Raw genomic sequence first — 21375 nt, 5'->3', positions numbered from 1 at the left:
AAGACGGCCATTGAATAGAGACCATAAAAACGCCAGCGATAAAGCTGGCGTTTTTATTTCTGCTTACCAGCATACTTATGCTGTGAATTATAACGCATGGCAATGAGTGGTCGTCCTTGAGCGACATAAACCGTAAATCGTCTAGAGAGTTCATCAGGAAGCAGTGCGGAGTCTATTGTTTGAAAACCATTGTCTTGATAAAAATGCTCAAGGTGTGAGAGTGCGAAACAGTAGCATGGGCGCTCTGCTAAGGGGGCATGAAGATGGTGAAGTAAATGATGACCAATACCCAAACCACGATGGTCTGGTTCGGTCACCATGGCGGTGAGGAGCTGGCACTGATCAAGTTGCTTTAACCGAACGGCACTTAAAATCCGCCCTTGCTGTTTGATCACCCAAATTGGATCTGCTTTATTCGGTTTGCCACTAGGGTAGTGGGCTTGGTAAAACTTTTTAACCAAAGGAAACCATAAGGACGGCACTTGAATGGGGAGTGAAAATAAAGACGACATAATGACCCTTGCCAATATTAAGCAATAAGAGGGCATAATAGCATAGGGTGTTCTTATATGAACTTTGCTAGGATCAAGGTATATTTGTTCGGTATTGTGATAGGGAATTAAAATGTCTTCATCTTCTTTGGTTACTTCTATGTTAAACGCTCTGCCTCGTATTCGTCTGACTGACGACCAAGTGAAACAATATCATGATGAGGGATACGTTGTTTTAGAGTCCTTGGTGCCGCCTGCTGTATGCGATGCCTTAAAAGCTCGAATGGAAACCTTATTGGAAGGTTTTGACTCTGACTCTGTCCGTTCTATTTTTACCACTAATGAGCAATCACGTCATACTGATGAGTATTTTATGGCCTCTTCTGAGAATATTTCTTTTTTCTTTGAGGAAGAAGCCTTTGATCAGCAGGGTGAGTTGAAGCAAGATTTGTCTTTGTCCATTAATAAGGCGGGTCATGGTTTGCATATTCAAGATGACCTTTTTCGTCACTTCTCTCTGTCTTCAATATGGGGGAATTTATTGGAGCGGCTTGGGATGAAAGCACCACGAGCTGTACAATCCATGTACATTTTTAAACAGCCAGGCATCGGTGGAGAGGTTGATTGCCATCAAGACAGTACCTTTTTGTATACGGATCCGATGAGTGTGATTGGATTATGGTTTGCTATCGAAGACGCAACGTTGGAAAATGGCTGCCTATGGGGGATTCCTGGTGGTCACAAAGTGGGGTTGTTGAAGCGTTTTGAACGCGTTTCTCCAAATGGTATTGAAACGAAAATGGTGACCTTAAAAGAGCATCAATGGCAGCAAGACGAACTGGTTGCCTTGCCTGTGCCAAAAGGTAGTTTAGTAGTCCTTAACGGTGAGTTTCCCCATTTAAGCTATGCGAACCGCTCTGGACAATCGCGTCATGCTTATGCATTGCATGTTATCGATCAGCAGTGTCAGTATCCCGCCGAAAATTGGCTGCAAACACAAGATAATCGAGCGTTTCCAGCCTTTGATTTACATTAACTCTGAATACTATTGGAGTCTTTGAATGCAACGAATTTTGTCCCTATTGAGTGATAGTAAATTTCACTCCGGGGAAGCATTAGGGGAAGCCCTTGGCGTGACCCGAGCGGCGGTATGGAAAAAACTAAAAAAGTTAGAAGCCATTGGTATACCTGTCCATTCTGTAAAAGGGCGCGGTTATCGTTTACCAACACCGGTGGAGTTATTATCCCATGAAGCGTTGTTAGAAGCGGGACTCGATAGCAGTATTCCGGTATCGATTGTCTTTGAAACCGCATCGACCAATGGCGATATGAAGCAGCATATAAACGATGGAACGTCGCTACCTTTGATGATTGTAACAGAGCGCCAGACGCAGGGGCGTGGTCGTCGAGGTCGTCATTGGGCCTCGGGCGTGGCGAAAAATATCACCATGTCCTTTGCTTGGCGCTTTGAAAATGGACCGAGCGTGGTGGAAGGCTTAAGTTTAGCGGTTGGCGTGGCGGTGGCTCGTACCATCAAAAAACAAGGTATTCCGAATCCTGGCTTAAAGTGGCCAAATGATGTGCAAATCGATGGGCAAAAGGTCTGCGGTATTTTGCTTGAAATGGTGGCTGATGAAGATCGGTGCGATGTCATTATCGGGATAGGGCTTAATGTGGCGATGGAAGCGGATGTGATGTCGTCTGTTGATCAGCCCTGGACGGATCTCGCCTCTCGATTGTCCAAAATGCCTAGTCGAAATCAAATTCTTGCGGACTTGACGAATGAGTTGGTGGCGGTTTGTCAAGCATTTGAGGACGGACATGGTATGAAACACTATCAATCCCTGTGGCAAGCCCACGATGTTTTGCATAATCAAGCGGTGACGGTTAGCTCTTTATCCCAGCAGCGCACTGGTATTGCCAAAGGCATCGATGAAAGTGGTGCGCTTTTGGTCGAAGGTGAAGATGGTGTGATTACACGCTTGCATGGGGGAGAGGTCAGTGTCCGTCGTCGATAAGTTGCTGGTTGTCGATGTGGGAAACACTAGCATCAAGTACACCGCCTTTGAAGGGGGGCAGATCCAGTGGCAGGTAAGGGATCATGAACGCTTAACGAAGCGGCACTTTCTTCCTGAGGTTATTTATTTTGCCAGTGTGCGTTCTCAAGACGCCAGTGTGGCACTGCAGCAGGAAATGCAAGCTTACTATCCCAATAGCCAGTTGGTGTGCTTAGAAAGCACTGCCCAAGCTTGTGGCGTGGTATGCGCTTATGATGAGCCATGGCGTTTAGGGATTGACCGTTGGCTTACCGTTGTTGCTGGTTTTCATCACTATGGCGGAAACATAGTGATTGTTGACGCTGGAACGGCGATCAAAGTCGATGTGGTCAATGAGCAAGCCCGGCACCTTGGTGGTTATATTGTCCCTGGTCTAGTGATGATGGAAAATGCTTTGTTAGCCAATACGGCTAAAATTCGTTATGAGGCCAGCGAGCCAAAAATGGGTGAGGGGTTGCCGAATTCCACCGCTCGAGCGGTCAACGAAGGATGTTATCAAATGGCATTGGGGTTTTTGGAGCGTATTTATGGGAATTATCACGATCATCGGTGGGTTGTGACAGGAGGCGATGCACAAGAATTGCTTAATGCGTTAGGGGTAAAGGCAGAATGTGACCCCCACTTGGTCGCGTTAGGCGCTAAGCTCGTTGGCGATGAAAAGATAAGGAAACAAGTATGAAGTGGCTGTTTTTTATTATTGTCTTGGTCAATGTCGCTTTTTTTGGCTGGGCGCATCTGATGAAACGTAACACCACCCATGTGAATGACCCTGTGTATGCGCCACCGGTGAGTACTTCTATTCGCCTTTTGTCTGAGCCTGCAAATAATGAAGAGCAAGCAGCGATTACTAAGGCCAAGCAACAATCTCAAGAGATGGAAGCGTCATTGAAAAAAGCCCTGACGGTTGCCAATGACAATGCCAAGACAAGCGCGATGTTGTGCCCCCAGCTGGAAGTAGAGAAAAATGCAGATGATGCGCAAATCACCCAAGCTCTGACGAAGTTAAAATGGAAGTACAGTGACAAACAGGTAATGGGTAAAAGGCCTAAGTTTTGGTTGTATATTGAGGCGCCAGACACCCATGAACAAGCTCGAGACATTGTCAACGCGTTACATGAACGCTCGATTGATAGTTTTATTATCACTCGTGGTGAGATGAAAAACCGCATTTCTCTTGGATTGTATTCCTCTCAAGAGGGAGCGGAAGAGGCTCGTAAGGATATTGAAAGTAAGCTGAGTTACAAACTGAAGATACATCGGCACCTTCGTACGGTCAGTTTACATCAGATTGATATAGAGCAACCAATTAGTAATGAAGACTTAGAAAAACTGCTCTCTCAGTTCGATTTGACCAAGATGATGATAAAAATAGAAAAAAATCCTTGTTAGTGCTTGCAATTCAAAAACTGATTAATATAATGGCTCCCACCTTTTGGGGTGCTGTTCAAAGGCACAGAGTACGTGGAGGGGTTCCCGAGTGGCCAAAGGGAGCAGATTGTAAATCTGCCACGAAAGTTTCGGTGGTTCGAATCCACCTCCCTCCACCAGTTGCGGGTATGGTATAGTGGCTATTACCTCAGCCTTCCAAGCTGAAGAGGCGGGTTCGATTCCCGCTACCCGCTCCAAGTTGCTCATGTAGCTCAGTTGGTAGAGCACACCCTTGGTAAGGGTGAGGTCGGCAGTTCAAATCTGCTCATGAGCTCCAGCATTTCCGATGCAAAAGATAGGTGGTTTAGCCGCCTTTTTTATTGTCTGTTTTTTGGGCGAATGCTCTTGCTTGACAAAGCAAATACGAGTATCATCCTCCGCCCATACGATGTAGGCCAATAGTTCAATTGGTAGAGCACCGGTTTCCAAAACCGGCTGTTGGGGGTTCGAGTCCCTCTTGGCCTGCCATTTTCGTATCCTATTTCTTAATTAGGGATCACCTGAAAGTATGAGATCGAGTACTGAAACTCAAACGTCTAGCACAGACGTATTTAAGTGGGCGATTGTTGTTTTACTGGTTGCCGTTGGTGTGATTGGTAATAACTATTTTTCTGCTGAGTCACTATTATATCGTTTGATCGCTATTCTGGTTTTGGCTGGTATTGCTGGCTTTGTTGCGCTGCAAACGGTGAAGGGGAAGGCTTTTTTCACATTGGCGAAAGAAGCAAAAACTGAAATTCGCCGGGTAGTATGGCCAACAAGGCAAGAGACAATTCAAACCACCTTAATCGTATTGGCGGTTGTTCTTTTTATGTCTCTCGTACTGTGGGGGGTAGATTCGCTCCTTGCTTGGATCGTTTCTTCGGTAATAGGTTATTAGGAGTTGCTCGTGACGAAACGATGGTATGTAGTTCAAGCGTACTCTGGGTACGAAAAGCACGTAATGCGCTCGCTGAAAGAACGCGTGCAAATTATGGGGCAAGAAGACTATTTTGGTGACATCTTGGTGCCAACCGAAGAAGTGGTTGAAATTCGAGATGGTAAGAAGCGCAAGAGCGAAAGAAAATTCTATCCTGGTTATGTCTTAGTTCAAATGGATATGAACGATGACTCTTGGCATTTGGTGAAAGGTACGGGTCGAGTGCTCGGTTTTATCGGTGGTACAGCGGATAAACCGTCCCCGATTACTGAACGTGAAGCCAATGCTATCTTACAGCGTGTCAATGACGGCGCTGATAAGCCTCGTCCTAAGACCTTGTTTGAGGTTGGGGAAGTGGTTCGAGTTAACGAAGGTCCATTTGCTGACTTTAACGGTGTCGTTGAAGAAGTGGACTATGATAAAAGCCGAATCAAAGTGGCGGTGCTTATATTTGGGCGCTCCACACCAGTTGATTTGGAATTTAGTCAGGTTGAAAAAGCCTGAGTATGTTGAACGGGTAGCCTTCGGGCAGTGACCCATCTGGAGTTTAAAAATGGCTAAGAAAGTCCAAGCTTATATCAAGCTACAAGTTAAAGCGGGTCAAGCGAACCCAAGTCCACCAGTTGGTCCAGCTCTTGGTCAACACGGTGTGAACATCATGGAATTCTGTAAAGCATTCAATGCCAAAACTCAAGGCGTTGAGCCAGGTCTTCCAACACCTGTTATCATCACTGTATACAGTGACCGTAGTTTTACCTTTGAAACGAAATCTACTCCAGCTTCTGTTCTTCTTAAGAAAGCAGCAGGCCTTAAGAGTGGTTCTCCTCGTCCAAACACTCAAAAAGTGGGTACGGTTACTCGTGCTCAACTGGAAGAGATTGTTGTTGCTAAGCAGGCTGATTTGACTGCAGCAGATATGGATGCAGCGGTTCGTACTATCGCTGGTAGCGCTCGCGCTATGGGTCTAGACGTTGAGGGTGTGAACTAATGGCTAAGCTAACTAAACGCGCTCGCTTGATCGCAGAAAAAATAGACGCAACGAAATTGTACTCTGTAGAAGAGGCTGTTGCTCTTTTGTCTGAGCTTTCTACTGTGAAGTTCAAAGAATCTATCGACGTATCTGTAAACCTAGGCGTTGATCCACGTAAATCTGATCAGGTTGTTCGTGGTTCTACTGTATTGCCTCATGGTACTGGTAAAGACGTTCGTGTTGCTGTGTTCACTCAAGGTGCTAACGCAGAAGCGGCGAAAGAAGCTGGTGCAGACGTTGTAGGTTTCGAAGATTTGGCTGAACAAGTTAAAGCTGGCAACCTAGACTTCGACGTGGTTATTGCTTCTCCAGATGCAATGCGTATTGTTGGTCAACTAGGTCAGATTTTAGGTCCACGTGGTCTAATGCCTAACCCTAAAGTCGGCACGGTAACCCCTGACGTTGCGACGGCTGTAAAAAATGCAAAAGCAGGTCAAGCTCGTTATCGTACTGATAAAAATGGTATCATTCATGCTGGCGTTGGCTCTATTGACTTCGCTGCAGAATCTATCAGAGGCAACTTGGAAGCGCTTTTAGCTGACCTACGTCGTGCTAAGCCTGCTTCTTCTAAAGGTGTCTATATGAAAAAAGTGACCTTGTCTTCTACAATGGGACCAGGTCTACAAATTGATCTAGGTGCGCTTAACTCTACTAAGTAAGCCTATCTAGTTCATGCGCTTTGGGGTCTGCCTGCATAAGTAATGTTGAGCAGGCCGTCAAAGACCGCAGGAACCTTCGGGTTTAATAACAACGTTGAAAAATGTTGGTCCTGCGCAGATGGTGTGGCCCGATTCAGATAAACTGGATCTAACTCACCAGCAAGTACTTCGAGTAATCGAAGAGTTGGTAAAAACAAGAGAGTAATTTGCTCTCTGCTAATCCAGGAGAAAACCAGTGGCATTAGGTCTAGAAGACAAAAAAGCCATTGTCGCCGAAGTTAGCGAAGCGGCCAAAACTGCGTTGTCTGCGGTTGTTGCTGATTCTCGCGGTGTTACCGTGAGCAGCATGACAGCACTTCGTAAAGAAGCGCGCGAAGCAGGTGTTTTCGTACGTGTCGTACGTAACACATTGGCTCGCCGTGCAGTGGAAGGTACAGACTTCGAATGCCTAACTGAGAGCTTTGTTGGCCCTACGCTAATTGCTTTCTCAAACGAACACCCAGGTGCGGCGGCTCGTTTGTTGAAAACTTTTGCGAAAGCGAATGACAAGTTTGAAGTGAAAGCATTGGCGTTCAACGGTGAGTTGATCCCAGCTGGCGACATTGATCGTTTGGCAACATTGCCTACATACGATGAAGCTATTGCGAAGCTTATGAGTGTAATGCAGGGTGCAACAAGCAAACTTGCTCGTACTCTTGCAGCAATTCGCGACCAAAAAGAGCAAGAAGCGGCGTAATACGGTTTATCGTATCCCTTCTTGATAAATATTTTGTTTTATCACCTACGGGTGATTATAAAGAATGCTAGGAATCTGAGTCATGGCTCTAACTAAAGAAGATATCATCAATGCAGTAGCAGAAATGTCTGTAATGGATGTTGTTGAACTAATTTCAGCAATGGAAGAAAAATTCGGTGTAACTGCAGCAGTTGCTGCGGCAGCTGGTCCTGCTGCTGGCGATGCTGGTGCAGCGGCTGAAGCTCAAACTGAATTTGACGTTGTTCTTACTGCTGCAGGTGATAAGAAAGTTAACGTAATTAAAGCGGTTCGTGCAGCAACTGGTCTTGGCTTGAAAGAAGCGAAAGGCATGGTTGACGGCGCTCCAGCGACTGTTAAAGAAGGCGTTTCTAAAGAAGACGCTGACGCACTTAAAGCGGCTCTTGAAGAAGCTGGTGCATCTGTCGAAATCAAGTAATGATACTTGTATTTCCAGATTTCGACCTATAGTCGAAATGGCTGGTGACGTTTTGTCACCGGCCTTTTTGGGTTTCTAAAAACTCAAATAAAACCAAAAAGAATTTTCAAATGGGAGATAATGCTCCCATATATGGTAAGGCCTGATTTGGGCCTTTTGCGTCAATGTGCACAAGCTGGGGAATGCTGATGGCTTACTCATACACTGAGAAAAAACGTATCCGTAAGGATTTCGGTAAACTGCCGCCCGTTTTGGATGTGCCATACTTGCTGGCAATTCAGCTTGAATCCTACCGTAATTTTCTGCAAGAAGGTAAAGCGATTGCAGAGCGTGGGGAATTAGGTCTGCATGGGGCCTTTAAATCTGTCTTTCCAATGGTCAGCTTTTCCGGCAATGCGGCGCTAGAATACGTCGATTACCGTTTAGGCAAGCCAGTATTTGATGTTAAAGAGTGTCAGTTGCGTGGTGTCACCTACGCGGCGCCTCTTCGTGTTCGAGTTCGACTCATCATTTATGATAAAGAGTCCTCCAACAAGGCCATCAAAGACATCCGCGAGCAAGAAGTCTACATGGGCGAAATTCCGCTTATGACAGACAATGGTACCTTTGTAATTAACGGGACTGAGCGTGTTATCGTCTCTCAATTACACCGCTCTCCTGGTGTGTTTTTTGATCACGATCGTGGTAAAACTCACTCTTCAGGCAAACTATTGCATTCTGCGCGCGTCATTCCTTATCGCGGTTCTTGGTTGGACTTCGAGTTTGATCCGAAAGACTGCGTGTTTGTACGTATAGACCGTCGTCGTAAACTGCCTGTAACAATTTTGTTGCGTGCGTTGGGCTTCGGTACTGAACAAATTTTAGAGACTTTCTTTGACACAACTCGTTTTTTCTTAACCCGTGATGGTTTTGAAATGGAGTTGATCGCCAATCGCCTTCGTGGTGAAACCGCTTTGTTTGATATTACCGATGCGAACGGTGAAATCATTGTTGAAGAGAGCCGCCGTATTACTGCGAAACATATTCGAGTGATGGAAAAAGCTGGCCTTAAGCGCCTGTCTGTTCCGCTCGAATACATGCTAGGTAAGGTAACGGCGAAAAACTTGGTTCACCCTGCAACAGGTGAACTGATTGCTGAAGCGAATACAGAGCTGTCTGTTGAGCTTTTAGAAGCTTTGGTGAGTGCTGGTATTACAGAAGTAGATACCTTATACACCAATGATCTTGATAGTGGCCCATTCATTTCAGATACGCTTCGCATTGACCCAACCAATAATCAGTTGGAAGCGTTGGTAGAAATTTACCGTATGATGCGCCCTGGCGAGCCACCAACCAAAGAATCAGCTGAAGGTTTGTTCCAAGGCTTGTTCTTCGCAGAAGATCGTTACGACTTGTCTAACGTGGGTCGAATGAAGTTTAACCGCCGTCTAGGCCGTGAAGAAGACACTGGCCCTGGCGTATTGGATAACGACGACATCGTAGCGGTTCTAAAAACCTTGCTTGATATCCGTAACGGTAACGGCATGGTGGATGATATTGACCACTTGGGTAACCGTCGTGTTCGTTCTGTTGGGGAAATGGCTGAAAACCAATTCCGCGTCGGCCTTGTACGTGTTGAGCGTGCTGTTAAAGAGCGTCTGTCTATGGCAGAAGCGGATGGCTTAATGCCACAAGATCTATTAAATGCGAAACCTGTGGCAGCGGCAATCAAAGAGTTCTTTGGTTCTAGCCAGTTGTCTCAGTTTATGGACCAAAACAACCCGCTTTCTGAGGTTACTCACAAGCGTCGTGTTTCCGCGTTAGGCCCCGGTGGTTTGACTCGTGAGCGCGCAGGATTCGAAGTACGTGACGTGCACGCCACTCACTATGGTCGTGTTTGTCCAATCGAAACACCTGAAGGTCCAAACATCGGTTTGATCAACTCGCTGTCCACTTACGCGCGTACCAACAGCTACGGCTTCTTGGAAACGCCTTACCGTAAGATTGTTGATGGCAAAATGACGGACGAAACGGTTTATGTTTCGGCAATCGATGAAGCGAAATATGTCATTGCCCAAGCGTCTGCAAATGTAGATGAAGAAGGGCGTTTGGTGGATGAGTTGGTTCAGGTGCGTCACATGCACGAAACCACTTTGATTCCGAAAGAAAAAGTAAACTTAATGGACGTGTCTCCACGTCAGGTTGTTTCGGTGGCGGCGTCTTTGATTCCGTTCCTAGAGCACGATGATGCAAACCGTGCCTTGATGGGATCGAACATGCAACGTCAAGCAGTACCAACATTGAAGGCTGATAAGCCAGTTGTCGGTACAGGCATGGAGAAAAACGTCGCGAAAGACTCTGGTGTATGTATCGTTGCTAACCGTGGTGGTGTGATTGAATCGGTCGATGCAAGCCGAATCGTTGTTCGTGTTAATTCCGAAGAGACGGTTGCTGGTGAGGCGGGTGTGGATATCTACAGCTTAACCAAGTACGTACGTTCTAACCAAAATACCTGTATTAATCAGCGTACCTTGGTGATGAAAGGTGAGCGAGTAGCATCAGGCGATATTATGGCCGATGGTCCATCTGTTGATATGGGTGATTTGGCGCTAGGTCAAAACATGCGTATTGCCTTCATGCCTTGGAACGGTTTTAACTTCGAGGACTCGATTCTTGTTTCTGAGCGTGTTGTGGAAGAAGATCGTTTTACTTCTATTCACATTCAGGAGCTGACTTGTGTCGCTCGTGATACCAAGCTTGGGCCTGAAGAAATTACCGCCGATATCCCGAACGTGGGTGAAGGTGCGCTTTCTAAACTGGATCAATCCGGTATCGTTTATATCGGTGCTGAAGTTGAGCCAGGCGATATTCTTGTTGGCAAGGTAACACCGAAAGGTGAAACCCAGTTGACGCCTGAAGAGAAACTTTTGCGAGCGATCTTTGGTGAGAAAGCGTCTGACGTAAAAGATACGTCTCAGCGAGTGAAAACAGGTACACGCGGTACGGTTATCGATGTTCAAGTATTTACTCGTGATGGCATTGAAAAAGACGAACGTGCTAAATCCATTGAAAAATCGCAGCTTGATCAAGTTCGTAAAGATTTGAACGAAGAGTTCCGTATCGTTGAAAAAGCGACATTTGAGCGCCTAGCGGAGGCCTTAGTTGGTCAACAAGCAGAAGGTGGCCCAAGTCTGGCGCGTAATGCGATCATTACGGAAGAGTATTTGGCGAATCTGGATCACCCTGAGTGGTTTAAAATTCGTGTCGCCAATGAAGAAGCGAGTGAGCAACTTGAAAAAGCGCAAGCCGCTTTGATTGAGCGCCGTAAAGAGCTTGATGCGAAGTTCGAAGATAAAAAACGCAAACTGCAAACAGGTGATGATTTAGCACCTGGCGTGCTTAAGATTGTGAAAGTCTACGTTGCTATTAAGCGTCGTATTCAGCCAGGTGATAAAATGGCTGGTCGTCATGGTAACAAGGGTGTTATCTCTAAGATTATGCCTGTTGAAGACATGCCGTACGATGAAAATGGCGACCCTGTCGACATCGTGTTGAACCCACTGGGTGTTCCTTCGCGTATGAACGTTGGTCAGGTTCTAGAAACTCACTTAGGTGCGGCTTCTAAAGGCTTAGGTCGTAAGATCAATGAAATGCTTGCCGTTGAACGTGAAAAATCGGAAGCAGTGGCGGAATTGCGTCGTTTCCTAGATGAGATCTACAATGGTTACGAAGGCGACTTACGTTGTGCGCGTACAGAGGATCTAGACAGCTTTACAGACGAAGAAATTTTAACCTTGGCGAAAAACCTAATCGGTGGTGTGCCAATGGCGTCTGGTGCCTTTGATGGTGCGAAAGAGGCTGAGATTAAGCGTATGCTGCGTCTGGCTGGCTTGAATGAAAGTGGTCAGGTTCGTTTGTTTAACGGCCGCACAGGTGATGCATTTGAGCGTCCTGTAACCGTTGGTTACATGTATATGCTGAAATTGAATCACTTGGTTGATGACAAAATGCACGCACGTTCTACCGGTTCTTACAGCTTGGTTACTCAGCAACCGCTGGGTGGTAAAGCTCAGTTCGGTGGTCAGCGTTTCGGGGAGATGGAAGTATGGGCACTCGAAGCATACGGTGCCGCTTACACGCTTCAAGAAATGTTGACAGTCAAATCCGATGATGTGAATGGCCGTACTAAGATGTATAAAAACATCGTTGATGGCGATCACAGAATGGAGCCTGGCATGCCTGAGTCCTTCAACGTGTTGGTGAAAGAGATTCGTTCTCTTGGTATCGATATCGAGCTGGAAAACGAATAAGCACGAATCACATTTGACCTGCTGGGGAGTAGCACTCTCCAGCCTTACGAGTGGGGCGAATATCCATGAAAGACTTATTAGGTCTTCTAAAATCACAGGGACAATCTGACGAGTTTGATGCGATCCGCATTGGCTTGGCATCACCAGATATGATTCGTTCATGGTCTTACGGTGAAGTTAAAAAGCCGGAGACCATCAACTACCGTACGTTCAAGCCTGAACGTGATGGTTTGTTCTGTGCAAAAATCTTTGGTCCAATTAAGGACTACGAGTGTTTGTGTGGTAAATACAAGCGTTTGAAACACCGCGGTGTTATCTGTGAAAAATGTGGCGTTGAGGTAGCTCTGTCAAAAGTGCGTCGTGAACGCATGGGGCACATCGAGCTTGCATCGCCTGTTGCTCACATTTGGTTCTTGAAATCTCTACCATCACGTATCGGTCTTATCATGGATATGACGTTGCGTGATATCGAGCGTGTTCTGTACTTTGAATCTTTCATTGTGATTGATCCAGGTATGACGACCCTTGAGAAAGGGCAGTTGCTCAACGACGAGCAATATTTTGAAGCGTTAGAAGAGTTCGGTGATGAATTCGACGCCCGTATGGGGGCAGAAGCGGTTCAAATGTTGCTACGCGACTTGGACATGCCGGAAGAAATTAACCGCATGCGTGAAGAGCTCAACAGCACCAACTCTGAAACCCGTATTAAGAAGCTATCTAAGCGTCTTAAATTGGTTGAAGCCTTCTATCATTCTGGTAACAACCCAGAATGGATGGTGCTAGAAGTATTGCCTGTTCTTCCGCCAGATCTACGCCCATTGGTACCACTGGAAGGTGGTCGTTTTGCGACGTCTGATTTGAACGACCTTTACCGTCGTGTGATTAACCGTAACAACCGCTTGAAGCGACTATTAGAGCTATCAGCTCCAGACATCATCGTGCGTAACGAAAAACGTATGTTGCAAGAGTCTGTTGATGCGTTGCTTGATAATGGTCGTCGTGGTCGTGCGATTACGGGTTCTAACAAGCGTCCGTTAAAATCTTTGGCCGATATGATCAAAGGTAAGCAAGGTCGTTTCCGTCAGAACTTGTTAGGTAAGCGTGTTGACTACTCTGGTCGTTCCGTTATTACCGTAGGTCCATCACTGCGTTTACATCAGTGTGGTCTACCTAAGAAAATGGCACTTGAGCTATTCAAGCCATTCATTTTCTCCAAGCTTGAGCTTCGTGGCATGGCGACGACGATCAAGGCCGCTAAGAAAATGGTTGAGCGTGAAACACCTGAAGTGTGGGATATCCTTGATGAGGTTATCCGCGAACATCCTGTGATGTTGAACCGTGCACCAACGCTTCACCGTTTGGGTATCCAGGCGTTTGAACCTATGTTGATCGAAGGTAAAGCGATCCAGTTGCACCCACTTGTGTGTGCGGCTTATAACGCTGACTTCGACGGTGACCAAATGGCGGTTCACGTTCCATTGACTCTCGAAGCTCAGCTAGAAGCGCGTGCTTTGATGATGTCGACGAACAACATCCTATCACCAGCAAACGGCGAGCCAATCATCGTTCCTTCTCAGGACGTGGTATTGGGTCTGTACTACATGACACGTGAGAAAATCAATGCCAAAGGTGAAGGCATGGCGTTTTCTGACATTAAAGAAGTACACCGTGCGTATGGTGCGAAACAAGTTGAATTGCACGCGAAAGTTAAAGTGCGTATCAGTCAGGTTGATACCACGTTAGATGGCGAAAAAGTGCCATCGACTTTCATAGTAGACACAACCGTTGGTCGTGCCCTGTTGTTTGATATTGTGCCAGATGGTCTTCCTTTCTCTGTGGTTAACCAGCCAATGAAGAAAAAGGCGATCTCAAATCTGATCAACGAGTGTTACCGTAAAGTCGGCTTGAAAGAGAGCTGTATTTTCGCTGACCAATTGATGTACACAGGTTTTGCTTACGCAACGGCGTCTGGTTCTTCTGTTGGTGTGGATGATTTCGTTATTCCACCAGAGAAAGCAGAGATCATTGCTAAAGCAGAAGCTGAAGTAAAAGAGATCGAATACCAATATGCGGATGGTCTTGTAACACAAGGCGAGAAGTACAACAAAGTAATCGACTTATGGTCTCGTACTAACGAAACCGTTACTGAAGCCATGATGAAAAACTTGGCGAAAGAGATGACGATCAACAAAGCGGGTGAAGAGGTTGAGCAGCAATCTTTTAACTCGGTTTATATGATGGCCGACTCTGGTGCCCGTGGTAGTGTGGCTCAGATGCGTCAGTTGGGTGGTATGCGTGGTTTGATGGCGAAACCGGATGGTTCCATCATCGAAACACCGATTACTGCGAACTTCCGTGAAGGTCTATCAGTACTTCAGTACTTTACCTCTACTCACGGTGCTCGTAAGGGTCTTGCTGATACTGCATTGAAAACGGCGAACTCTGGTTACTTGACACGTCGTCTTGTTGACGTTGCCCAAGACTTGGTTATCACTGAAGTGGACTGTGGCTCAACAAATGGCATCAAAGTTAACGCAATGATTGAAGGCGGTGACGTTGTTGTGCCATTAGGTCAGCGCGTATTGGGTCGTGTTGTGGCTCAAGATGTGATCGATACGAAAGGTGACTTGGTGTTGGCGGCAGGTACTTTGATTGACGAGCATGACGTTCGTACGATTGAAGCGGCGGGTGTGGATGAGATGATCATTCGCTCTGTTATCACCTGTGATACACGTCACGGTGTATGTGCTAAGTGTTACGGTCGTGACTTGGCTCGTGGTCACCAAGTTAACATCGGTGAGGCGGTTGGTGTTGTTGCGGCGCAGTCTATCGGTGAACCTGGTACACAGTTAACCATGCGTACCTTCCACATCGGTGGTGCGGCGTCCCGAGCGTCTGCTGTTGATAGCGTACAAGTTAAGAGTGCTGGTACGGTACGTTTCCATAAAATGAAGAGCATCGTCCGCGATGCAGAGCATTTGGTGGTTGCGTCGCGTTCGTCTGAATTGGCAATCGCTGATGAGGCGGGTCGTGAGAAAGAGCGTTACAAGCTTCCTTACGGCGCGGTATTGAGTGTTCGTGAAGGGGATGCGGTTACTGCTGGACAAATTGTTGCTAACTGGGATCCACATACGCACCCAATCGTCTCTGAGATGCAGGGGCGCTTAGAATTCAGTGGTATGGAAGAAAACGTGACCATTCGTCGTCAATCTGACGAAATGACAGGTTTGACCACCATTGAAGTTATGGAAATGCGTGATCGTCCGGCCGCTGGTAAAGACATTCGTCCGATGATCTCTGTAGTGGATGCGGATGGTAATCCAGTATTGATTCCTGGTACAGAATCCCCCGTACAGTACATGCTGCCAGAAAAAGCCTTGTTGAGCTTAGATCATGGCGCAACAGTGAAGTCGGGTGAAGTGCTTGCGCGTATTCCTCAAGAATCGCAAGGTAACAAAGATATTACCGGTGGTTTGCCACGAGTGGCCGACCTATTCGAAGCACGTCGTCCGAAAGATCCGGCTGTTATGGCGGAAACAACGGGTGTGGTTAGCTTCGGTAAAGAAACCAAAGGTAAGATTCGTTTGGTGATCACACCACAAGATGGCAGTGACCCAATCGAGACTTTGATTCCTAAATGGCGTCAAATCAACATATTTGATGGTGAAGAAGTGGCTAAAGGTGAGATCATCGCCGATGGTCCTCTAAGTCCTCATGATATCTTGCGTCTTCAAGGTGTAGAAGCATTAGCAGATTACATCACAAACGAAGTGCAAGAAGTTTACCGCCTACAAGGTGTTGTGATTAACGATAAGCATATTGAAGTTATCGTTCGTCAGATGCTACGTAAAGTGGAAGTGGGTGAGTCTGGTGATACAGATCTTATCCAAGGTGACCAAGTTGAGTTGACTCAGCTTCTAGATGCAAACGAAAAAGCGGAAGCGGAAAATAAATTCCCTGCCAAGTTTGAGCGTGTGTTGCTAGGTATCACCAAAGCCTCTTTGGCTACTGAGTCCTTTATATCAGCGGCATCTTTCCAAGAGACCACTCGTGTTCTTACGGAAGGGGCAGTAACTGGTAAAAAAGATCACTTGCGTGGCCTAAAAGAGAACGTTGTAGTAGGTCGATTAATTCCAGCTGGTACTGGTTTGGCTTACCACAATGAGCGCAAGCGTAAGAAAGAGCTTGCGGAAGCAGCGAAGGAAGGAAGTGCGTCAATTAGTGCCTCTGATGTAGAAGAAGCGTTAAGTGCAGCATTAAAAGGCTAGTTTTCGCTGTTAAATCGTAAGGGAGGTGATTTTTTAGTCGCCTCCCTATTGACTGTTTTATAGGCGCAAATTACACTTGCGCCTCCTTATTTTTGGCGATTTCCGCCATAAGAATTGGATCTGTGGAGCTTGTTTAATGGCAACCGTTAACCAGTTGGTTCGTAAACCACGTAAACGTAAAGTGGCAAAGAGTGACGTTCCTGCGTTACAAGCTTGTCCGCAACGCCGCGGTGTCTGCACTCGCGTATATACTACTACACCTAAAAAGCCTAACTCGGCTTTGCGTAAAGTATGTCGTGTTCGCTTGACTAACGGCTTTGAAGTAACTTCCTACATCGGTGGTGAAGGTCACAACCTGCAAGAACACAGCGTCGTGCTGATTCGCGGCGGTCGTGTAAAAGACCTTCCAGGTGTTCGTTATCACACTGTTCGTGGTAGCTTGGATACTTCAGGCGTACAAAATCGTAAGCAAGGCCGTTCTAAGTACGGTACTAAACGTCCTAAGTAAGTTAACACTGCTTAGTATTTGTTTAGACAAAAAATTTTAATACAGTAAGGCCGAGCAATAATTGTATTGTCTCGGACGAACCTGAAGAGGATATAGACATGCCTAGAAGACGCGTCGTCGCTAAGCGTGAAGTCCTTCCGGATCCTAAACACGGAAGCCAACTTCTTGCTAAGTTCATCAACCATGTAATGGTTAGTGGCAAAAAATCTGTTGCAGAAAGCATTGTTTACAATGCACTAGAAACAGTTGCTACTCGTACTAAATCTGAAGATCCAATGGCGATCTTCGAAAAAGCTCTAGAATCTATCCAGCCAATGGTTGAGGTTAAATCTCGCCGTGTGGGTGGTGCGACTTACCAAGTCCCTGTAGAAGTACGTCCAGCTCGTCGTGCAGCATTGTCTATGCGTTGGTTGGTTGAAGCGTCTCGTAAGCGTGGTGAAAAATCCATGGCGCTACGTCTAGCAGGTGAAATCCTAGATGCTTCTGAAAATAAAGGTTCTGCTGTTAAAAAACGTGAAGACGTTCATCGTATGGCAGAAGCTAACAAAGCATTCTCGCACTACCGTTTCTAATCGACCGGAGCAACAAAGACAGTGGCACGTAAGACACCTATCAACCGCTACCGTAATATCGGTATCTGTGCGCATGTTGATGCGGGTAAAACGACGACAACTGAACGCGTTCTTTTCTATACTGGCCTGTCCCATAAGATTGGTGAGGTGCACGATGGTGCCGCCACCATGGATTGGATGGAGCAGGAACAAGAACGTGGTATCACCATCACTTCCGCAGCAACGACTTGTTTCTGGAGTGGTATGAGTCAGCAGTTCGAGCAACACCGTATCAATATTATAGATACGCCAGGGCACGTCGACTTTACAATCGAAGTTGAGCGTTCTTTGCGTGTCTTGGATGGTGCTGTCGTTGTGCTTTGTGGCTCTTCTGGTGTACAGCCTCAGACTGAAACCGTTTGGCGTCAAGCAAATAAATATGAAGTACCGCGTATGGTGTTCGTCAATAAGATGGATCGTACGGGTGCGGATTATTTCTCTGTTATACGTCAGATGAAAGAAAGGCTAGGTGCTAACGCCGTTCCGATCCAAATGAATATTGGTGCTGAGGAAAACTTTCAAGGTGTCGTTGATTTGGTTCTGATGAAAGCAATCAAGTGGAATGACGAAGACAGCGGTATGACTTTCGTGTTGGAAGACATACCTGCGGATCTTCTGGATGAAGCAAGTGCTTGGCGTGAAAAGCTGGTTGAAGAGGCTGCTGAAGCGAATGAAGAGTTAATGGATAAGTACCTTGAAGAAGGGGACTTATCTGTTGAGGAGATTAAGGCAGGATTACGTGCGCGCACATTAGCCAATGAGATTGTTTTGGTGACCTGCGGATCTGCCTTTAAAAATAAGGGTGTTCAAGCTGTCTTGGATGCCGTTATTGAGTACATGCCCTCTCCTGTGGAAGTAAAAGCAATTGAAGGCACGCTTGAGGATGGTGAAACGTTAGTTGCTCGTGAGGCGGATGATAATGCTCCGTTTTCTGCGTTGGCGTTTAAAATAGCGACCGATCCATTTGTTGGGACGCTTACCTTTATTCGAGTGTACTCTGGTGTATTAAAAACAGGCGATGCGGTTTACAACTCTGTTAAGCAGAAGCGTGAACGTGTTGGCCGAATGGTTCAAATGCATGCCAATAACCGTGAAGAGATCAAAGAAGTATTAGCTGGAGACATTGCTGCCACTATAGGTATGAAAGATGTCACCACGGGCGATACGCTTTGTGACATGAAGGATGTTGTCGTGCTTGAACGCATGGAATTCCCAGAGCCTGTTATCTCCGTTGCGGTTGAGCCAAAGTCTCAAGCTGATCAAGAGAAGATGGGGATTGCGTTAGGTAAATTGGCGCAAGAAGATCCATCTTTCCGTGTTGAAACGCACGAAGAGACAGGGCAGACGATAATTTCTGGTATGGGTGAATTGCACCTTGATATTCTTGTGGATCGCATGCGTCGCGAGTTCAAGGTAGAGGCGAACATTGGTAAGCCTCAGGTAGCCTATCGGGAAAAAATTCGCAAAGAAGTGACAGTTGATCACAAATTTGTACGTCAATCTGGTGGTCGTGGTCAGTATGGTCACGTCGTAATGAAATTGATTCCTTCGGATACTGAAGGTCTTGAATTCGTTAACGAAATTGTTGGTGGTGCTATTCCAAAAGAATACATCCCTGCAGTAGAAAAGGGCGTTTCAGAGCAAATGAAGAATGGTGTGATTGCGGGGTTCCCTTTGTTGGGCCTTAAAGTCGTGCTGATCGATGGATCCTTCCATGATGTTGACTCTAACGAAATGGCCTTTAAAATTGCAGCTTCTCAAGGCTTGAAGAAAGGCGCAGTTGATGCTGATCCTTGTGTTCTTGAGCCTGTAATGAAAGTGGAAGTTGTTACCCCTGAAGAATACATGGGCGATGTGATGGGAGACCTGAATCGTCGTCGTGGTCTTGTACAGGGGATGGACGATTCCCCGTCTGGTAAAATTATTCGAGCAGAAGTGCCTTTGGGTGAGATGTTTGGGTATGCAACCGACGTGCGTAGCTTGTCGCAAGGGCGTGCGAGTTATGCGATGGAATTTGAGAAATACGCTGAAGCACCAGCTAGTGTGGCAGACGCGATCATCAAAAATGAAGATTAATCATCATACTTACTAATTCATTAAGGTGTATGTATCATGGCAAAGAGTAAATTCGAACGTAATAAACCACACGTTAACGTTGGTACTATCGGTCACGTTGACCACGGTAAAACTACCCTAACTGCTGCATTGACTCGTGTATGTGCAGAAGTATTCGGCGGTACAGCTGTTGCTTTTGACGGTATCGATAATGCACCAGAAGAACGTGAGCGTGGTATCACAATCGCGACTTCTCACGTAGAGTACGATTCTCCAACTCGTCACTACGCACACGTAGACTGTCCTGGACACGCCGATTATGTTAAAAACATGATCACTGGTGCGGCTCAAATGGACGGCGCGATCCTAGTTTGTGGTGCAACTGACGGCCCTATGCCTCAGACTCGTGAACACATCCTTCTTTCTCGTCAAGTAGGTGTACCTTACATCGTAGTTTTCCTAAACAAATCTGATTTGTTGGCTGAAGACTGTGGTGGTGCGGATTCTGAAGAATACGCTGAAATGCTAGAGTTGGTTGAAATGGAATTGCGTGACCTTCTTTCTGAATACGACTTCCCAGGTGATGATACTCCAATCATCCCAGGTTCTGCTTTGATGGCATTGAACGGTGAAGACGAAAATGAAATGGGTACAACAGCGGTTAAGAAGCTTGTTGAAACGCTAGACGAATACATTCCTGAGCCAGAGCGTGCAATCGACGGTGCATTCATCATGCCTATCGAGGACGTATTCTCTATCCAAGGTCGTGGTACGGTTGTAACAGGTCGTGTTGAGCGCGGTATCGTTAAAGTTGGTGAAGAAGTTGAAATCGTTGGTATCAAAGATACTACGAAAACAACTTGTACTGGCGTTGAAATGTTCCGTAAATTGCTAGACGAAGGTCGTGCAGGCGAGAACGTTGGTGTTCTTCTACGTGGTACTAAGCGTGATGACGTTGAACGTGGTCAAGTATTGGCTAAACCAGGTTCTATCACTCCTCACACTGTCTTCGAAGCTGAAGTTTACGTATTGGGTAAAGATGAAGGTGGTCGTCATACTCCATTCTTCAAAGGCTACCGTCCTCAGTTCTACTTCCGTACAACTGACGTAACTGGTGCTTGTGAGCTTCCAGATGGCGTAGAAATGGTTATGCCTGGTGACAACATTCAAATGACTGTTGAACTGATTCACCCAATCGCGATGGACGAAGGTCTACGTTTCGCGATTCGTGAAGGTGGTCGTACAGTAGGTGCGGGTGTTGTAGCTAAAGTTATTAAATAATTGATTCCTTGAATTAGTTATTTGAACGAAAAAGGCTGCTCGAATATGAGCAGCCTTTTTTTATCTAGAAGGTGAATTTTTGTCTTTCGAGGATTGGTTACTTGACAACCAGTTTTTGAATAGCTAAGATTCGCCGTCCTTAAAAAGGATGTTGGCTTAAAAAATGTACAGTTAAGTCATCAAACATTGTATTTGGAGTTGGAAATGCAAAGCCAAAAAATCCGTATTCGTTTGAAAGCGTTCGATCATCGTCTGATTGATGCTTCAACACAAGAAATTGTGGACACAGCGAAACGTACAGGTGCGCAAGTGCGTGGACCGATTCCACTTCCTACTCGCAAAGAGCGTTATACAGTATTGATTTCTCCACACGTAAATAAAGATGCGCGTGATCAGTATGAAATTCGTACACACAAACGTGTTCTAGATATCGTTGAGCCAACTGAAAAAACAGTTGATGCCCTAATGAAGCTAGACCTTGCGGCAGGCGTGGAAGTACAAATTTCTTTGGGTTAATAACAAACTCAAAGTTTGGGGTGCGAGAACCGGCTGGTTATCAGTCGGCTTATGCACAATAGTGGAATGA

The 21375-nt window shown here is 46.1% G+C and carries 18 protein-coding genes and 4 tRNA genes; 21 read left to right on the top strand and 1 reads right to left on the bottom strand.

Annotated elements, in window-relative coordinates; all coding sequences use genetic code 11:
* Positions 1–53: 53 nt before the first annotated feature.
* Positions 54–512, bottom strand: a complete 459-nt coding sequence (locus AC0VYG_RS22915; RefSeq protein ID WP_475430140.1) for a GNAT family N-acetyltransferase — start codon at positions 510–512, stop codon at positions 54–56.
* Positions 513–624: 112 nt separating this feature from the next.
* On the opposite strand from AC0VYG_RS22915, the gene AC0VYG_RS22910 reads away from it, so the two are divergent.
* From AC0VYG_RS22910 to rpsJ, 21 genes are all read left to right on the top strand, one after another.
* On the top strand, positions 625–1527 hold the full coding sequence (locus tag AC0VYG_RS22910; protein ID WP_475430138.1) for a phytanoyl-CoA dioxygenase family protein: 903 nt from the start codon (positions 625–627) through the stop codon (positions 1525–1527).
* 25 nt (positions 1528–1552) lie between these two features.
* On the top strand, positions 1553–2509 hold the full coding sequence (locus tag AC0VYG_RS22905; RefSeq protein ID WP_475430137.1) for a biotin--[acetyl-CoA-carboxylase] ligase: 957 nt from the start codon (positions 1553–1555) through the stop codon (positions 2507–2509).
* A complete protein-coding gene (locus tag AC0VYG_RS22900; RefSeq protein WP_475430136.1) occupies positions 2493–3227 on the top strand; it encodes a type III pantothenate kinase in 735 nt (244 codons plus the stop codon). The genes AC0VYG_RS22905 and AC0VYG_RS22900 overlap by 17 nt, the downstream gene beginning before the upstream one ends.
* On the top strand, positions 3224–3937 hold the full coding sequence (locus AC0VYG_RS22895) for an SPOR domain-containing protein (RefSeq protein ID WP_475430135.1): 714 nt from the start codon (positions 3224–3226) through the stop codon (positions 3935–3937). The genes AC0VYG_RS22900 and AC0VYG_RS22895 overlap by 4 nt, the downstream gene beginning before the upstream one ends.
* 74 nt (positions 3938–4011) lie before the next feature.
* Positions 4012–4095, top strand: a tRNA-Tyr gene (locus AC0VYG_RS22890).
* A gap of 3 nt (positions 4096–4098) precedes the next feature.
* Positions 4099–4173: transfer RNA gene (locus tag AC0VYG_RS22885), tRNA-Gly, on the top strand.
* A gap of 4 nt (positions 4174–4177) precedes the next feature.
* Positions 4178–4253: transfer RNA gene (locus AC0VYG_RS22880), tRNA-Thr, on the top strand.
* Between the two features lie 115 nt (positions 4254–4368).
* Positions 4369–4444, top strand: a tRNA-Trp gene (locus tag AC0VYG_RS22875).
* 40 nt (positions 4445–4484) lie between these two features.
* Complete coding sequence (gene secE, locus AC0VYG_RS22870; protein WP_475430134.1) at positions 4485–4856, top strand: preprotein translocase subunit SecE; 372 nt, start codon at positions 4485–4487, stop codon at positions 4854–4856.
* A 9-nt stretch (positions 4857–4865) separates the two neighbouring features.
* Positions 4866–5399 carry a transcription termination/antitermination protein NusG gene (gene nusG / locus AC0VYG_RS22865; protein ID WP_475430133.1) on the top strand — a complete coding sequence of 178 codons (534 nt, stop codon included), beginning with the start codon at positions 4866–4868 and terminating at the stop codon, positions 5397–5399.
* Positions 5400–5448: 49 nt separating this feature from the next.
* Positions 5449–5883 (top strand): 50S ribosomal protein L11, encoded by a 435-nt coding sequence (gene rplK / locus AC0VYG_RS22860; RefSeq protein WP_067020177.1) that lies wholly within the window; start codon positions 5449–5451, stop codon positions 5881–5883.
* Complete coding sequence (gene rplA, locus AC0VYG_RS22855) at positions 5883–6584, top strand: 50S ribosomal protein L1 (protein WP_475430132.1); 702 nt, start codon at positions 5883–5885, stop codon at positions 6582–6584. The genes rplK and rplA overlap by 1 nt, the downstream gene beginning before the upstream one ends.
* A 235-nt stretch (positions 6585–6819) precedes the next feature.
* Positions 6820–7320 carry a 50S ribosomal protein L10 gene (gene rplJ, locus AC0VYG_RS22850; RefSeq protein ID WP_199477984.1) on the top strand — a complete coding sequence of 167 codons (501 nt, stop codon included), beginning with the start codon at positions 6820–6822 and terminating at the stop codon, positions 7318–7320.
* An 82-nt stretch (positions 7321–7402) separates the two neighbouring features.
* Entirely contained in the window at positions 7403–7777 is a 375-nt protein-coding gene (rplL, locus tag AC0VYG_RS22845; protein WP_067020168.1) for a 50S ribosomal protein L7/L12, read from the top strand.
* Positions 7778–7965: 188 nt separating this feature from the next.
* Positions 7966–12066 carry a DNA-directed RNA polymerase subunit beta gene (gene rpoB, locus AC0VYG_RS22840; RefSeq protein WP_475430131.1) on the top strand — a complete coding sequence of 1367 codons (4101 nt, stop codon included), beginning with the start codon at positions 7966–7968 and terminating at the stop codon, positions 12064–12066.
* Positions 12067–12131: 65 nt separating this feature from the next.
* Positions 12132–16334 (top strand): DNA-directed RNA polymerase subunit beta', encoded by a 4203-nt coding sequence (gene rpoC, locus AC0VYG_RS22835; RefSeq protein WP_067342199.1) that lies wholly within the window; start codon positions 12132–12134, stop codon positions 16332–16334.
* 136 nt (positions 16335–16470) lie between these two features.
* The gene (rpsL, locus tag AC0VYG_RS22830; RefSeq protein ID WP_013659444.1) at positions 16471–16842 is read left to right on the top strand and encodes a 30S ribosomal protein S12; all 372 of its coding nucleotides are present in this window, start codon (positions 16471–16473) and stop codon (positions 16840–16842) included.
* A 98-nt stretch (positions 16843–16940) separates the two neighbouring features.
* A complete protein-coding gene (rpsG, locus tag AC0VYG_RS22825; protein WP_199477988.1) occupies positions 16941–17414 on the top strand; it encodes a 30S ribosomal protein S7 in 474 nt (157 codons plus the stop codon).
* Positions 17415–17435: 21 nt separating this feature from the next.
* Positions 17436–19529: an elongation factor G gene (gene fusA, locus AC0VYG_RS22820; protein ID WP_475430130.1), complete on the top strand. Its 2094-nt coding sequence runs from the start codon at positions 17436–17438 to the stop codon at positions 19527–19529.
* Between the two features lie 36 nt (positions 19530–19565).
* Positions 19566–20789: an elongation factor Tu gene (gene tuf, locus AC0VYG_RS22815; protein ID WP_475430129.1), complete on the top strand. Its 1224-nt coding sequence runs from the start codon at positions 19566–19568 to the stop codon at positions 20787–20789.
* Between the two features lie 204 nt (positions 20790–20993).
* Positions 20994–21305, top strand: coding sequence for a 30S ribosomal protein S10 (rpsJ, locus tag AC0VYG_RS22810; RefSeq protein ID WP_012071937.1), 312 nt, complete (start codon positions 20994–20996; stop codon positions 21303–21305).
* Positions 21306–21375 lie beyond the last annotated feature (70 nt).

The organism is Marinomonas sp. 63XJN7_7_ISO-PGPR-S23-202, from assembly GCF_056173505.1.
The sequence above is the reverse complement of the archived record's forward strand: the minus strand, read 5'-3'. Positions and strand labels throughout refer to the sequence as shown.